A 15,025-nucleotide genomic window follows, 5' to 3' on the forward strand; every position below is an offset into this window, starting at 1 on the left:
CGCGAGCGGGCGGACGCCTGACGTGGCCCGGTGACCGACCCGCCGTCCGTCAGCGCAGCCCGGTGACCGTCCTGCCGTCCGTCAGGTCGCCCCGCAGTCCGGCCTGGGCCCCCTGCCTGGTCCGTACGGCGAGCAGGGGACCTCGCGCGGATCCGGTCACCCCACCGGTCGCGGTGACCGACGCGGTGCCCTTGCTGCCGGCCGCGAGCAGATACCAGGCACCGGCCCCCGACTTCCACAGCACGCCCGCCAGCACATGGGAGTCGCGCGCGCCGCACGCGGGCGAGTTCTCGGCCTTCGCCGCGACCGCCCCGTATGTACCGCCCGGGGTGTGGAACTGGGCCAGGACACGGGTGCCGTCGCCCCGCCAGGTGTCGGCCCGCGTGCACACCCACGCCGCCTCCCCGCCGGCGTCCGGCAACGGCTGGCGCGCGAACTGCCACGCGTTCACCGACCGCACGCCCTCGGAGCGCATCGCGGTCAGCGAGCAGGCGAACGGCGCCCAGTTCGCCAGTGCCGCCGCGCCGGTGGCCTCGTGGGGCGCCGAGGGCGGTCCGGAGGTCAGATGGGCCGGGATCAGCTCGCCGAGGTCGGTCATCAACCGGGTGCCGGTGGCGTCGGTCAGCTGCAGCGCGTTCCACGACGTGCAGGCGCCCGACCGGGCGGGACCCGCCAGCGGGGAGGTGGCGCCGTCGGCCGACAGTTCGAGGGCGGTCGGGTCCGCGGCCGGCTTCATCAGGTCGCGCTCGGCGGCCCCGGTCACCCAGGGGGCGGCCAGATAGCGGACGTTGCCGTCGGCGCGGTCCAGGACGACCGCGCTCGCCTCGGCGCCCAGCGCGCCGTCGACCCGCGCGAAGTCGAGGGCCGCCCCGCCGGTGCCGTCGCGCGGCTCGGCGTACCGGGCGATGCGCAGCCCGTCGTGGAACAGCACCACACGGGCCTGGTCCACGTCACCGGCGTACAGCAGTTGCGGCGGTCCCGGCGGGGCGCCCGCCGGGGTGCCCGGGGTCGCCGAGACCTGCACGGACTCGCCGGGGCGGGCCCAGACGGCGAGGGCGCGGCGCAGCAGCGCGCTGTCTCCCGTGAGGTTTCCGCGGGCGGGCCACACGGAGAAGTCCGTGCGCGCGGACGTCCGCCAGGCCGCCGGGGAGACCCGGGTCACCTTCCCGGGATCGAGCGCGGCCACGGCGGCCGGGTTCTGCGCGTACGAGGGGGCCGCGGCGCCCTCGGGGCCCCACCCGTCGCCGGGCAGGACGAGCAGCGCGCCGCAGACGGCGACCGCCGCTCCGGCGGCGAGCGCGGCCTTCATGTGCTGCCTGCGCCGCATCAGGTCGGTGGGGCGGGCGTGCAGCGCGCAGGGGTCGAACTCGGGGGAGAGGAGCAGTGGGTCCCGGGCCTCGACCCGGTCGGCCTGCGCGAGCGCCGCCCGGGGATCACCGACCCCGGCCGCCACGAGCACCTTGCGCACCTCGGTGTCGGCCAGCTTCTCCAGCCCGCGCAGCACGTACGCGGCGCGGGCCGGGCCGGACAGCGCGGACAGCCGCTGGTCCAGGGCGAGTTCGTCGGCGCCACCCGAGCGCGGGAAGAGCCGCAGGCCCCATACGTGGGGCAGCAGCGGCGGGAGCTGGGACCGCTTCGGCCACGCGGTGCGCCGCAGCGGCAGGCCGGCCTCCAGTGCCGTACGTACGACCGTGAGGCGTACGAAGGCGTAGCCCGGGTCGCCGTCGCGGCCGGTGGCCTGGGCCGGGATCACGGACGAGGGCGTGCGGCGCCGGGGCAGCGCGCGCTGGGTGAGGGCGTGCGCCGTCAGCACCCGCCGGTTGCGGCCGAGGCTCGGCGGCAGCACCAGATAGGCGAGCCGGACGAGCCGCGGGTAGTGCTCGACGAGCGCGGCCTCGGCCTGGGCGACGTCGACGACCGGTCCGGAGGAGGCTGTGGGGCGCGGGGCTACATCCTGTGACTGCACGTTCAGCAGAACGAGCGAATCGGTGGATGGTCACCTCAGCCCGGCGGACTCAGCCCTCGGGCTCGACGAGCAGCCGCGCGTAGTTGGCCATCGACCGCTGGTAGCGCGGCAGATGGGGAGCGAGAGCGCCGATCACCAGCGCCAGGCCCTCGCGTTCGCGGCCCAGGTCGGCCAGGCACAGCGCGAGGCAGGCGCGTACGGCGTCGTCCAACTCGTCCGACGGGGCGACGAGTTCGGGGGTGAGGAGCTTGACGCCCTCCTCGGCCTGCCCGAGGTTCCTCAGCGAGCTGGCGAGTTGGATCCTCGTGCGGCGTCCCCGGTAGCCGTCGAGTCCGCGGGACAGCGCCTCCCGGTAGAGCGGCACGGCCTGGTCGGAGTGGCCCGTCGAGTCCCAGGCGCAGGCCCGCTCGAACGGGCCGAGCGGGCTGTCCGCGGGCAGCTCGGCGACCAGTGCGTCGATCACCGCGCGGAAGTCCGCCGCGTCCGCTTCCTCGTAGGCGTCGAAAGTGGCCCAGGCCGCCGCCGTACGCTCTTCCCAGTCTTCGTTCACGCGGCACACTTTCGCATACGTGTGCTGGCGACGGCATAGGCTTTCCCGCACCCCGCGGTGGTCGATTGAGTGCTGAGCGCCTCGCAGCCGTATCGAAGACCAGGGCCCTCGCCGGGGCTCTCCATGGCGCGGGCGCAGACGGTACCGGAGGAACGTATGAGGTTGACACGCGAAATGTTCGCCGCGGGAGCCGCCGTGGCGCTGTTGGCGCTGACCGGCTGCGGCGGGTCGGGCGACGGCGGGACCAAGGGCGGCACGGCGGACAGGGTGCCGGCCACGGCGACCGGCAGCCTGGAGGATCTGGCGGCCGAGGTGAAGTGCCGTCCGGACATCCAGACCGACGCGGACGAGATCCGCCAGGGGGTCTGCAAGGTCGACACCGGCAAGTTCATCCTGGCGACCTTCGCCACCGACCGCGGTCAGCGCGAGTGGCTCAACGGTGCGAAGGACTACGGCGGTTCGTATCTCGTGGGCGCCAAGTGGGTGGCCGTCGGCGACCAGAAGATGGTCACGTCCCTGCGCGGCCGTCTCGGCGGGACCCTGGAGGAGGGGACCTCGCACGGTGCGCACGCCGGTCACGAGCACAGCGGCTGACCGCGCGAAGCCTCCCCGGCCCGACGGGCGGGGGACGTGAGGACACAAGAAAGCCGGTGGCGGGAGAATCCCGCCACCGGCTTCCTCATGGGGGTCACTTACAACGCTGGCCCTTGTTGATGCAGTTGACCATCTTGTTCATCAGGTTGTCGTCGAAGACGTTGATGAAGTCGTCGTGGTCGGTGGCCGCCTTGTGCAGCTGCTCGGGGAACCCGTCCACCGCGTAGGCGTTCTTGATCTGCCCGTTCTGCAGGGCCGGTGCCCGGAAGTTGTAGACGAGGCGCATCGTCAGCTGCGGAATGGCCTTGAAGCCATTGGCGCAGTTGCCCTGGGCGTCCGCGAAGGCCACGTGCGTGCGGTGGTTCGCGCTGTCGATGTTCACCCCGTCCCAGCAGCTCTGGAAGGCGAAGGTGCGTACCACGGTGCTGCCGCGCGGGCAGATCGGGTACTGCTGCGTGAGCTGCACCTTGTTCTCGAAGCCGGTGCAGGACCAGTGGGCGTTGGCGTTCGCGAGACCGTTGGTCGTGGTCTTCGCGTCACCCGTGATGATGCGCAGGAACTTCGGCATCGCGACGACCTGGCTCTTCGCGCTGCCGACGAACTTGATCTGCGCCTGCTTGACCTGCTGGATCTGGCCGACGTTTCCTTCCTTGCCACCGCCGTCGTTGTTCTGGTCGAAGTCCTGCGTACCGTTCTGGATACGCACGACCGGCCAGTAGTACGTCGACTTGTCGCCCTGGTTGGCGCAGGTGGTCTTGGCCGCGGCGAACGTGTCGTTGTTGGCGAACGCGTCGTTCGACTGGTTGCCGACATAGTCGTGCAGGCGGTGCGCGCCGTTGGTGACACCGGGTGCCACGATGACGTTGTCGGTGTTGAACTTCTTGTTCGCGTTCACGCCGCAGGACGTGGTGAACGTGCCCGTCGAACCGCCGGCCCGGGTCTGTGCCTTGCGGGGCACGTTCGCCTGGACCTTCGTGATGTCCACGAAGTCGGCGGCGGCGGGTCCGTTGCCGGCCTGACCGCCGGTACCGGCCTGACCACCGTTGCCCGCGGGGGCCGAGGCGGAGGCGGAGACGCTCGGGGCCGCGGTGGCCTGACCGCCGTTGTTGTTCTGGCCCTGACCGTTGTTCTGACCCTGGCCGTTGTTCTGGCCTCCGGCCGTGGTCTGGTCCGCGGTGGTCGCGGTGCAGGTGGCGAGACCGTCCAGCATGCCGGGGGCGGTGGCGCCCACCCGCTTGAAGTCGATCTTGATCCGGCTGATGACCGCGCCGCGCTTCTCCTTGAGCGGTCCGAGGATCGCGTTCTGGACGAAGTTCGCGTCCTTGGCCTGGGCCTGGCGGGTCGAGGCCAGACGGGCGTACGCCTCGGTGATCTGCTTGTCGAGCGTCGCCAGTTCGGTGGCGACGGCGGAACGCGCGGCGTTCGGCACGCTGGTCAGTTTCTGACCGACGTCGGGACAGGTGATCGTGGCCACCTGGGTGGCGGCGGCCTTCGTGGTGTTCGGGCTCGAGTTGGTCTCGTGCGCCGAGGCGTAGAAATTCGCCCAGATCAATCCGCCCCCACCGATCGCGAGAGCAGCCGATGCGGCCACCGCGCGAACAGCCAGCGGCGAACGTCGTTTTCGTGTGTTGCGTCCCATGGAACTCCTCTGACTTCCTTGCGGGGCAGCGAGGCGCCCGACAGGAGTGAAGCGGCTCCCCTTCATACGCAGGTGGCGGGTGAGGCGTTCAGAAACCTTTGAAAATCTTAGAAGTTCGTGAGGCCATTTCCGGCACAATGGGCTCAGAAGCGTATGATTTTCGGGAAGTTGATCTCAAAAATCAGGTTTGAACAATATTCAGCCCGCTCCGGAGGAGTTCCTTCGGCAGGTGAACATGCTGGGCGGGTGCTCGGGGATCGCCTGAACGGGGGGGCTGGGGGCGGAGCCCCAGGGGCGCGGGACGGCTCACCGGGTGAGCAGGCGCGCCTCCGCCTCCGGGGGCAGCCCGACCGGCGGGCGGTCCGGACGCCGCGGAGCCGTACCGCCCACGGCCCGGAGCCACGTCCACGTGTCGGCGACCGTCTCCGAGACATCCCGGCACCGAAGCCCGGCACCCACCGCCCGCGAGACATCCGCCCCGTACAGCGCATCGTCCATGTCACTCCCCGGCGGCACCCACACCGGCAGTTGTGTCCACGGCTCGACCCCGGCGCCCAGAATCATCTCCGGCTCGATCCACCGCAGTTCCGCGCCGCTCCCCGTCACCCGCACGCACGCGTCGAGCAGTTCCCCCATCGTCGTGTGGCCCGGCGGACTCATCAGGTTGTGGGCCCCGCTCGCTCCCCGCTCCACCGCCCCGAGGATCCACTCGGCGAGGTCGCGGACATCGACGTACCGCAGGGGAAGGTCCCGGGGTCCGGGCGCCGGCACGGGCCCGCCCCGCGCGATCCGGCTCAGCCACCAGGGCAGACGGCCGATGTTCTCGTGCGGCCCGAGGATCAGTCCGGACCGCACGAGCAGCGAACGCTCCGCGCCGAACGCGGAGACGGCGGCCAGCTCGCCGCCCAGCTTGTCCCGCGCGTAGTCGGTCTGCCCGGCGTCCTTCGACGCCCCGGTCACGAGCGGTGCGTCCTCGGTGTACCCGGCGGGCGGAGCCCACGCGTAGACCGAGCAGCTCGACACGTACACATGGCGCGCGGCCCGGTCCGCCAGCAGCCGTGCCGCGTCGAGGACGGCCCGCGGTGCCGCCGACCAGGTGTCGACGACGACGTCCCAGTCGCCTTCGGCGGCGGCGCCGGCGAGCACCGCGAGCCCGTCGGGAGTGGTGCGGTCACCGGTCAACGACCGCACTCCGGGGGGAGGTTCGTGCCGTCCCCGGTGGAGGACGGTCACCTCCCAGCCGCGTCGCACCGCCGCCTCCGCCACGGCCCGCCCGGCGAACTCCGTACCACCCAGCATCAGAAGTCTCATGGGACGACTCTGCACGGAGGGCACGCCGGACGGAACGGGAATCTGCTGACAGAAGATCCGCCGGGAGGTGTCGCGGACGCGGGACGGCCCGGCGGACCGGTCAGCGTCCGGTCGGAGGCGCGTACTTGTAGCCGACCCGTCGTACCGTCTGGATCGACTGCCGGTGCTGCGCCCCGAGCTTGCGGCGCAACCGCGCGACATGCACGTCGACGGTCCGTCCGTCGCCCACGTGCCCGTAGCCCCACACGGTGGTGACCAACTGGTCCCGGGTGTGCACCCGGTGAGGGTGCGCGACGAGATGCGCGAGCAGCTCGAACTCCAGGTAGGTCAGGTCGAGCGTCCGTCCGTCGACCTCGGCGGTGCGCCGCACGGAGTCGATACGGACGAGCGGGTCGCCTCCGGCGGGGGCGGGCGTCCCCGCCGGGTCAGGGGCGACGGCGACCGGCAGCAGGGGCTGCTGGTCGGCCGGCACGAGGACCAGGTAGCCGATCATCGGCGGCCGGCCCGGCAGTACCGGCAGGGTGTGCTGGGGCGCGGGCAGCCAGGTGGCGCCCGGCGGCAGGAAGTCCGCCACGTTCACCACCTCGTCCCGGTCGACGGCACGGAGCCGGTGGCGTCCGGCGCCGGTCGCGGGCGAGGCGGGGGAGGGGGAGGTCGCGACGGAGGTGAAGGAACGTGTGTTCGCCATGAGAGGTCAGCTCTTTCGCGCGAGGAGTTCGTCGGGAGGGTCGACGACCGCGAGTTCGTGGTCGGGGCCGTCGAGGACGTACGTCGTGCGCGCTGGCCGAAGGCCGGGGTGTACGGCTTTAGAGGGCCGGCGCGTTCGTCGCGCGGCAACACACCCGGTCGAAGTCGTGATGCTGACGGGAAGGCCAGAAGGGCTCCAGGTCGTGGCGACCCGTCGCGGTGCACTTCTGGTGGCTGGCCATGTCTCCATTGAAGCAGAAGCCGGGGCCGGGCAGGAGTCCTGGTTCAAAGGTCGGACGCACCCTCGACGGACGAGGGCAGGCGCCCTCGCGCGCGGTCCGCACGCCGGGCCGCCGTGCGGGGGCGCGGCACGCCGAAGGGGCGCCCACCGGCATGGTGGGCGCCCCTTCGCGGGCTGGGGGTGGATCAGACCTGGCCGGCCTTGTCCAGGGCGGCGCAGCAGGTGTCGACGAGCAGCCGCGTCACCACGTACGGGTCGACGTTCGCGTTCGGACGGCGGTCCTCGATGTACCCCTTGCCGTCCTTCTCGACCTGCCACGGGATACGGACCGAGGCACCGCGGTCGGAGACGCCGTACGAGTACTCGTTCCAGGGAGCGGTCTCGTGCAGGCCGGTCAGGCGGTCGTCGATGCCGGCGCCGTAGTTCTTGACGTGGTCGAGCGGCTTCGAGCCCTCGCCCAGCGACTCGCACGCGGTGATGATCGCGGCATAGCCCTCGGGTCCTTCGCGCATCGCCCTGGTGGAGAAGTTGGTGTGCGCGCCCGCGCCGTTCCAGTCGCCCTTGACCGGCTTGGGGTCGAGGGTGGCGGAGACGCCGAAGTCCTCGGCGGTGCGGTAGAGCAGCCAGCGGGCCACCCACAGCTGGTCGGAGACCTCCAGCGGGGCGAGCGGGCCGACCTGGAACTCCCACTGGCCGGGCATGACCTCGGCGTTGATGCCGGAGATGCCGAGGCCCGCCTTCAGGCAGTTCTCCAGGTGCGCCTCGACGATGTCGCGGCCGAAGATCTCGTCGGCGCCGACACCGCAGTAGTAGCCGCCCTGGGGGGCCGGGAAGCCGCCGGCGGGGAAACCGAGCGGGCGCTCCCCGTCGAAGAAGGTGTACTCCTGCTCGATGCCGAAGATCGGCTCCTGAGCCGCGAACCTCTCGGCGACCTCGGCCAGCGCGGCACGGGTGTTGGACTCGTGCGGTGTCATGTCGATGTCGAGGACCTCGCACATGACGAGGACGTGGTCCCCGCCGCGGATCGGGTCCGGGTAGCTGGCGACCGGCTTGAGTACGCGGTCCGAGGCGTGGCCCTCGGCCTGGTTCGTGGAGGATCCGTCGAAGCCCCAGATCGGCAGCTCGGCACCCTTGGCGTCGTCGGCCAGAATCTTCGTCTTCGAACGGAGCTTGGCCGTCGGCTCGGTGCCGTCGATCCAGATGTACTCAGCCTTGAAGGTCACGGGCCACATCCTTCGGGTGGGTCTCCAGGCGCACCGGGGGTGCCGCGGCGCTCGCGGCACCGTGGCGCCGCGTCATGCCCGGCAGCCTGTCAACAGGCGATTTCCCGATCATTGCCCGAGCGTGAACCCCGTGTTACCTGGCGTTCCTGTGCCACACCTCACTCGCCGAGAGCGATTCGCGACCGCTGTCAGGGGCCCGTTCGCGAAGGCCGCCGAGGGCGGCGCGCCGCGCGCCGTGATCGGCCCGGAGTGCCCGCGGCGGCTCGTATGCGATGGGTTTACGGCGCGCGGTCCGTCTGCCGGCCGCCCCGGCCCCTGCCTCGGTGAGGGGGCCGCGGCCCCGCGCCACGGCTCTCCGCCCGACGCCGGGGTGCTGAGTGCGTCGGGTGCGCCGAGTGGGCCGGGCGCGCTGGGCGCTCCGGAGGTGCCGGTCCTGCTGCTCGTGGCCGCGAACAGCAGGACCCATGACCCGTGCCGGGTGGCGGCACGGGCCGCCGCGGCGCTGCCGCACGTACGGACGGTCGTCCTCCCGGACGTGCCGCCCCGGGCGCCGCCGCACACCGCGTCGGCCGAACTCATTCTCCGACGCGCGGAGTTCCCGGTTCGTCAGTCGCCGGACCTCACCCCACCTTCTCGATCAGGGCCCGGCGGATCAGGAACTTGCCCGGCTCGCGGACCTGTTCGAACGCGGCGTTGTTCAGCAGCGCGCAACTGCCGGACACCGAGGTGACCTGCACGGTGGTGGACTTGTTGTTGTCCAGGTTCGTGACCTTGAGCTTCGTCCCGGCGGGGAACTGGTTACTGGAGGCGGCCGGTGCGCCGCCCTCGCCGGAGAGGGTGACGGTCGAGCCGACACAGACCTGCCGGCCGGTGGCCGCGCCGCCACCCGCCCCCTGCGCGGGTGCGGTGGTCTGCTGCTTGCCCGGCGCGCTCGGCGCGGGCTTTGCGGGTTGCGCGGGCTTTGCGGGCTGCGCCGGCTGCGCAGCCTGGGGGCCCTGAGCCGACTCCCCGACCTTGCAGTTCGACGCCGCCTGCTGGACCTTGATCTGCGCGATGACCGCCTCGCGGTTGGCGATCCGTGCCTGCGACTGGGCGTCGGGCTTGGCCCGCTGCCCGTCGATGAACGTCTGGTTGTTGCCCAGCGCCGTGGCCAGTCCCTGGCAGACCGTCGAGTTCGACGCGTTCTGGACCGGGGCCGCGTTGGAGGTGGTCGCCATGACGAAGGCGCCGCCTCCCGCCACGGCCGCGGCACTGACCAGCAGCGCGAGCTTCTTCCTGGGACTGAGAGTTCTCCTACGCGACATGCGCGCCTCCTGTCCCCGGCCGCCGCCATGGGCGGCCGGATGCGATCCGTATGCCGCTATGTACGAGATACCGAACGGGGCTGCTCAACGGTTCACTCAAGTCACTGAAGTGACCTGTGTCACGCGGAAGTTGAGGTAACCGGACAGGCGGGGCGGCCGGGGAGGGGGCCGCTAGCGGGACAGGGCCTCGCGCACGGTGTCGTCGGTGCGTGCCACGACGGCCGTGCCGTCGTCCGCGGTGATGATCGGCCGCTGGATGAGCTTCGGGTGCTCGGTCAGCGCCGTGATCCACCGTTCCCGTGAACCGTCGTCCCGGGGCCACGACTTCATCCCGAGCTCCTCGGCGTCGGCCTCCTGGGTGCGGGTGATGTCCCACGGTTCGAGGCCGAGCCGCTCCAGTACGGCCCGGATCTCGTCCGGCGTCGGTACGTCCTCCAGGTAGCGGCGCACGGTGTAGTCCGCGCCCTCCGCGTCGAGCAGGGCGATGGCGCCACGGCATTTCGAACAGGCCGGGTTGATCCAGATCTCCATGCCGGACACGGTACATCGATGGGCGTGTTCGAATTTCTGCCGTCACACGCGCACCGTTGGAATCTGGTGTGACAAGACGTCAAATAAGGCTGTCAGCTGGGCATTTGCTGGACCCTGCGCTCCCCGCGGATGTCAGTGGCGGGCGGTAGACTGGGGGCAGTGTTCGAGGGGATCGCCGGGAGGGCCGGCGGTGCCCCGACCGCGACAGGAGGATGCAGGTGCCCGCTGCCGCACTGAAGCCGCTGCCCACCCAGTCCACATCGAAGAGGGCGGTCCTGATGGACCTGCCGTACGAGCCCGTGGCGAAGCGCCCGCTGCCGCCGGGGCGTCCGCGCGAGTGGTACGTCACGCACAACCGTCGGCTCAAGGCGATGCGTCTTGCGATCGCTCTGCTCGACTCCGGTGTGTACGTGCCGAATCAGGCCCGCAACGAGGTGATACACAGCACCGCCGCGGTCATCGGGGTGCATCCGCCGTCGGACACCACGTGTCACATGGTGCGGGCGTTGATTCGCTACGCGCGCTGAGCGGGGGGATGCCCGGTGCCGGGTCTCGTGTTCCCGGCACCGGCGTCTCCCGCCCCCGCATCCGATACCTGGGCGCAGCCCCCGGACCCCGCCAGGGGCTGCGCCCCCGGACCCCCGCTTCGCCCGAAGGGCTCGTCATCGAACGCCGGACGGGCTGAAGACATGACCCCGGGCGTCAGGCCAGCCTTGGGGGAGCCTCCGGACCTCCAGCGCGGGCCCGCACCACCAGCCCGTCCGGCGCTTGAGGACAAGGCCCTCAGGGCCGGAGCGGGGGTCCGGGGGCGGCAGCCCCCAGGGACGGGACGATGGAGGTCCCCCTGTTCGAGCGAAGCCGAGAGTTGGGGGAGGGCAGGGGCGCCGGCAGCGAGAAGTGGGCCGGTGACCTCACGGAGTGGTCAGTTCGCGTTCCAGCGGCGTACGGAAGCGCGGGGTGACGCGGGCCGAGCCCAACCAGCCCCGCAGACGCCCCGCCTCCGCCTCGATCGCGGCGATCCCCTCCCGCCCCACCCCCTCCGGATCCAGCACCCGCCAGACCACCTCACCGTCCCCCCGCTGAGCCCACCCCCCGACCACCCGCCCGTCCCACCACACCGTCGGCCCGACATTCCCGCTGCCGTCGAACAACGCGGGCCGCAGCGAGGGCGCGAGATACCAGTCCCGCTCCTGCCAGCCCATGGCCGTCGGGTCGAGTCCGGGCAGCAGCGCGGCCCACGGCGCGCCGGGCTCGCCGACCGGACCCGCGTCGCCGGCCATGACGTACCCGGTCATCCCGCCGTCGAGCGACACGGCCTCCGCCCCGATCGCCCCCAGCGCCCGCCGCACATCGGTCACCTTCCACCCCGTCCACCACTTGAGGTCCGCCTCCGAGGCGGGCCCGCACGCCGTGAGCCAGCGGCGCAGCAGCTCGCGCTGGGCGTCACCGGCCGGGAGCCCGGGGTGCGGCGGGGCGACGGCCCAGCGGAACTGCGTCGAGGTCCAGGAGCCGAGCGGACGCCCCCGCACGACCCGCCCCTCGACGCCGAGCACCCGCATCAGACGCGAGGACACGGTTTGCGCACTCTCGTACCCCCGGCCCGCGCCGTAGATGAACTGCTCCCTCAACCGCGGTTCGTCACTCGTGAGTTCGTTCACGGTGGCCTGCCCGCGCCGGGCCAGCGCGGCGAGCGCGGACGCCTCGACCTCCGCGAGCCACTCCCCGGTCAGCCGCCCGTCACTGCCGGTGGCGATGTCCTTGATCAGTCCGGCCCGCGCCTTCGCCGCGATCGCCAGGCCGGTCGAGGCGTGCACCACGGCGGCCAGTTCGGTGGGGAACACGAACACGGTGTGCCGCATGCCGTGCATCCGCACCAGGGTCCGGTCCCCGTACAGCGCCCGGTCGAGCTCCGCCACCGTCCGCCCGGCGTCCGCGAGGCGCGCGCCCACCGCCAGGTACACCGTCGCCGGATCGGTCCCGTGCAGCGCGACCAGGGACTCGGCGACCTCCTCGGGGCCCGCCGCGCGCCGCGGCCCCGCGAGCCGGTGCCGCAGCGCGAGCCGGTCCCGCCGCTCCGCCACCCCGATGTGCCGCCCCTGCTCGCCCACGCCGCCTCCGCCTCATAGCCGTCGTTCCCCGCATCCTCTCGCGTCTCACCCGACTGCTGCCTCCCGCATGCGTATGCCTCGCTCAGAACCTTGACTGTGGTGAACGCGAGGCAGGGAATCCGCAGCGGAACGCCGGGAGGCGAGATGGCGAGGAACCGGGTACGGGCGCTTCGGGTACGAGGGGCACGGCTGCGGCGGGGGACGCCAGTGCTACGGGGGCGGAGAACCGCCGCACGAGGTGCCGTCGTACGAGGTGCCGCCGCACGAGAGTTCGGTGTTCGCGTCGCCGGCTCGCGCGGGACGCTGCTGGGGTCGGTCGGCGCCGCGCTGCTGGGCGTTCTGTGCGTCACCGGCTGTTCGGGCGACGGCAATCCCGCCGGTACCGCCTCCCAGGCCGCCTCCGCGGCCGCCTCCCTCGCCTCGGCGGCGAGCAGCGCCCTGGCCTCCGCGACCGCCGGAGCCGGTAACTCCCTCGCCTCCGCCACCGCCGAGGCGGGCCGGCGGTTCGACGAGTTCAGGAGCGGCCTGAACGCCAAGGGCGAGGTGAAGGTCGGCGACCAGGTGCGCACCGACTCCGACGGCCGTTCCACCGTCGAGGTCACCGCCACCAACCCCACCTCCACGTCCCGGACGTACGTCGTCCAGGTCGACTTCCGCGACAAGGGCGGCAACCTCCTCGACACGGTCGTCGTCAAGGTGGACGACGTTCCGGCCGACGGCTCCAAGGACGCCACGGCCCGCAGTACCCGTAGCCTCTCCGGAGCCGTCGGCGGCGATGTCGCCCGCGCCGTGCGGACCTGACGGCCGTGGCCCCGACCGGCGCCACCGCCACCCCCGCCGCCCGGGCCGCCCGAGGCAGGGCGGCCCGCAAACGCGCCCCCCGTTCCTCGCACGCCGGCTGGATCCCCGGCGTCGACCGCCCCGACCCCGTCGCCGTCCTGGAACGGCAGGGCAGGGACCGACTGCCGGAACTGCTGCCGATCCGGTACGGGCGGATGGCCGCCTCGCCGTTCGCGTTCCTGCGCGGAGCCGCCGCCGTGATGGCGGCCGACCTCGCCTCCCAGCCCCATACCGGCCTCACGGTCCAGCTGTGCGGTGACGCCCACCTCCTCAACTTCGGCCTGTTCGCCTCACCGGAACGCGCCCTGCACTTCGACCTGAACGACTTCGACGAGACCCATCCCGGCCCCTTCGAATGGGACGTCAAACGGCTCGCGGCCAGCGTCGCGGTGGCCGGCCGCGAGAACGGGTACGCCGAGACGCGCGTGCGCCGCGCGGCCGAGGCCGCCGCGGCCGAGTACCGCAAGGGCATACGGCGGCTCGCGGACCGGGGGGAACTGGCCGTCTGGTACGAGCGCATCGACGCCGACCAACTGCTCCCGCTCGTCCGCTCGTCCGGCGGCCGGCGACGCGTCGAGTCGAGCCTCACCCGCGCCCGCCGCCGCACCAGCCTGCACGCCCTCGGCAAACTCACCGAGACCGTCGACGGACGGCGCCGCATCGTGCGCGACCCACCGCTCCTCGAACCGGCCGGCGCCTCCGACATGGCGGCCCTGCGCAAGATCTTCAGCGACTACCGCTCCACTCTCGCCGAGGAGCGCCGCCTCCTGCTGGACCGCTACCGTTTCGCGGACGCCGCGCGCAAGGTCGTCGGTGTCGGCAGTGTCGGCACCCGCTGCTTCATCGTGCTGCTCACCGGACGGGACACGGACGACCCGCTGTTCCTGCAGATCAAGGAAGCCACCAGATCCGTACTGGAGGAGCATCTGCCCGGCGGTCCGTACGTCCATCCCGGCCACCGGGTCGTCGCCGGGCAGCGGCTGCTGCAGTCCGCGAGCGACATCTTCCTCGGCTGGATGACCGGGCCGCAGGGCCGCGCCTTCTACTGGCGGCAGCTGCGGGACATGAAGGGTTCCGCGAACGTCTCCGGCATGACGCCGGACCAACTGGTGGCCTATGCCCGGCTGTGCGGCACCGCGCTGGCCCGCGCGCACGCGCGCTCCGGCGACCGGGTCGCCATCGCCGCCTACCTGGGCGGCGCCGAGACCTTCGAACACGCCGTCGCCGACTTCGCCCTGCGTTACGCGGACCAGAACATGAGGGACCACGCGGCACTGGACTCGGCGGTGACGGCCGGAGTGGTCACTGCGACACGCGGGGTCTGAGGTCCCGGACGGCACCCCGGGAGAGCGTCACAGACCCGGGGCGCCCCACACGGGGAACCACCGGCCGAGGTCCTGCTCGATGCGCAGGTCGTCGGCGAGCGCGGCCTTGATCCGCAGTTCGAGCGCGTTGTCGCGCCGCCCGCCGGCATCCGCCGACGGCGCGAAGGGATAGAAGGTGCCGCGCTTGTAGAGATACACGAGCCCGAGCCGCTGCCCGGCCTGCTCGGGGTCCTCGGTCTCCGCGAAGGCCACCACCGAGCACAGCAGTTGAGGGCCGAAACCGCTGCCCTCCAGCGTGCTGTTGACCGCGTGCAGATCACTCACCAGCGCGGGCAGTTCGTCCGGCGCGCGCCGCGAGACCAGCCACGAGTACCCGTACTCGTCACGCGTCATCTCCACCGGTGGCCCCGCGCCGGGCTGCCCGGACGGCGCGGACTCCGCTCGGCCCGTGTCCGCCTCCAGCAGCTCCCGCACCTCGCGGTGGGCCTCGGCGAAGGCCGCGCCCTCGACGGACGCGAAGCACACCGCGCCCGTCCCGGTCGGGGTGAACCCGGCGGCCGCCTGCAGGGCCACGGCGGCCGACGGCAGCCCGAAGAGCTGGTCGAGATCGGGTGCGACGGCCTTCGTGCGCCCGAGCAGGATGTCAAGGAACCCCATGCGGACGGCTGCCTTTCGAAGAACGGCGGAGAACGGCGAAGATCGGCGG

Annotated in this window: 14 protein-coding genes; 4 read left to right on the plus strand and 10 right to left on the minus strand. The window is 72.3% G+C overall.

Translation table 11 applies throughout. The features are described 5' to 3' along the window. Positions 1-49: 49 nt before the first annotated feature. Together ABZV34_RS17135 and ABZV34_RS17140 are read right to left on the minus strand one after the other, a co-directional pair. Entirely contained in the window at positions 50-1,966 is a 1,917-nt protein-coding gene (locus ABZV34_RS17135; protein WP_356276508.1) for a hypothetical protein, read from the minus strand. A 49-nt stretch (positions 1,967-2,015) separates the two neighbouring features. After that, a complete protein-coding gene (locus ABZV34_RS17140) occupies positions 2,016-2,516 on the minus strand; it encodes a tetratricopeptide repeat protein (RefSeq protein WP_356276510.1) in 501 nt (166 codons plus the stop codon). Positions 2,517-2,672: 156 nt separating this feature from the next. On the opposite strand from ABZV34_RS17140, the gene ABZV34_RS17145 reads away from it, so the two are divergent. Next, a complete protein-coding gene (locus tag ABZV34_RS17145) occupies positions 2,673-3,110 on the plus strand; it encodes a hypothetical protein (protein WP_356276512.1) in 438 nt (145 codons plus the stop codon). A 94-nt stretch (positions 3,111-3,204) separates the two neighbouring features. Here the strand turns inward: ABZV34_RS17145 and ABZV34_RS17150 are convergent, their stop codons facing one another. From ABZV34_RS17150 to ABZV34_RS17175, 6 genes are all read right to left on the minus strand, one after another. Beyond that, positions 3,205-4,749, minus strand: coding sequence for a DUF1996 domain-containing protein (locus tag ABZV34_RS17150; RefSeq protein WP_356276514.1), 1,545 nt, complete (start codon positions 4,747-4,749; stop codon positions 3,205-3,207). A gap of 306 nt (positions 4,750-5,055) precedes the next feature. Then, positions 5,056-6,060: an NAD-dependent epimerase/dehydratase family protein gene (locus tag ABZV34_RS17155; RefSeq protein ID WP_356276517.1), complete on the minus strand. Its 1,005-nt coding sequence runs from the start codon at positions 6,058-6,060 to the stop codon at positions 5,056-5,058. Between the two features lie 100 nt (positions 6,061-6,160). Then, positions 6,161-6,748, minus strand: a complete 588-nt coding sequence (locus tag ABZV34_RS17160; protein ID WP_356276520.1) for a winged helix-turn-helix domain-containing protein — start codon at positions 6,746-6,748, stop codon at positions 6,161-6,163. Between the two features lie 425 nt (positions 6,749-7,173). Continuing rightward, a complete protein-coding gene (gene glnII / locus ABZV34_RS17165; protein WP_356276523.1) occupies positions 7,174-8,211 on the minus strand; it encodes a glutamine synthetase in 1,038 nt (345 codons plus the stop codon). Between the two features lie 620 nt (positions 8,212-8,831). Further along, the gene (locus ABZV34_RS17170; protein WP_356276526.1) at positions 8,832-9,515 is read right to left on the minus strand and encodes a hypothetical protein; all 684 of its coding nucleotides are present in this window, start codon (positions 9,513-9,515) and stop codon (positions 8,832-8,834) included. Positions 9,516-9,686: 171 nt separating this feature from the next. Continuing rightward, a complete protein-coding gene (locus tag ABZV34_RS17175) occupies positions 9,687-10,046 on the minus strand; it encodes an arsenate reductase family protein (RefSeq protein ID WP_356276529.1) in 360 nt (119 codons plus the stop codon). A gap of 218 nt (positions 10,047-10,264) precedes the next feature. On the opposite strand from ABZV34_RS17175, the gene ABZV34_RS17180 reads away from it, so the two are divergent. Beyond that, a complete protein-coding gene (locus ABZV34_RS17180; protein WP_356276532.1) occupies positions 10,265-10,573 on the plus strand; it encodes a hypothetical protein in 309 nt (102 codons plus the stop codon). 384 nt (positions 10,574-10,957) lie between these two features. Here ABZV34_RS17180 and ABZV34_RS17185 read toward each other — a convergent pair whose 3' ends face one another. Further along, positions 10,958-12,154, minus strand: a complete 1,197-nt coding sequence (locus ABZV34_RS17185; RefSeq protein ID WP_356276535.1) for a winged helix DNA-binding domain-containing protein — start codon at positions 12,152-12,154, stop codon at positions 10,958-10,960. A gap of 144 nt (positions 12,155-12,298) precedes the next feature. Here ABZV34_RS17185 and ABZV34_RS17190 point away from each other — a divergent pair, with 144 nt between their 5' ends. Next, entirely contained in the window at positions 12,299-12,955 is a 657-nt protein-coding gene (locus tag ABZV34_RS17190; protein ID WP_356276538.1) for a hypothetical protein, read from the plus strand. Between the two features lie 5 nt (positions 12,956-12,960). Beyond that, complete coding sequence (locus tag ABZV34_RS17195; RefSeq protein ID WP_356276541.1) at positions 12,961-14,319, plus strand: DUF2252 domain-containing protein; 1,359 nt, start codon at positions 12,961-12,963, stop codon at positions 14,317-14,319. 27 nt (positions 14,320-14,346) lie between these two features. On the opposite strand, the gene ABZV34_RS17200 is transcribed toward ABZV34_RS17195, so the two are convergent. Next, a complete protein-coding gene (locus ABZV34_RS17200) occupies positions 14,347-14,976 on the minus strand; it encodes a hypothetical protein (RefSeq protein ID WP_356276544.1) in 630 nt (209 codons plus the stop codon). Between the last annotated feature and the right edge of the window lie 49 nt (positions 14,977-15,025).

This window comes from Streptomyces sp. NPDC005195 (genome assembly GCF_040608315.1).
Lineage (GTDB): Bacteria > Actinomycetota > Actinomycetes > Streptomycetales > Streptomycetaceae > Streptomyces > Streptomyces kaempferi.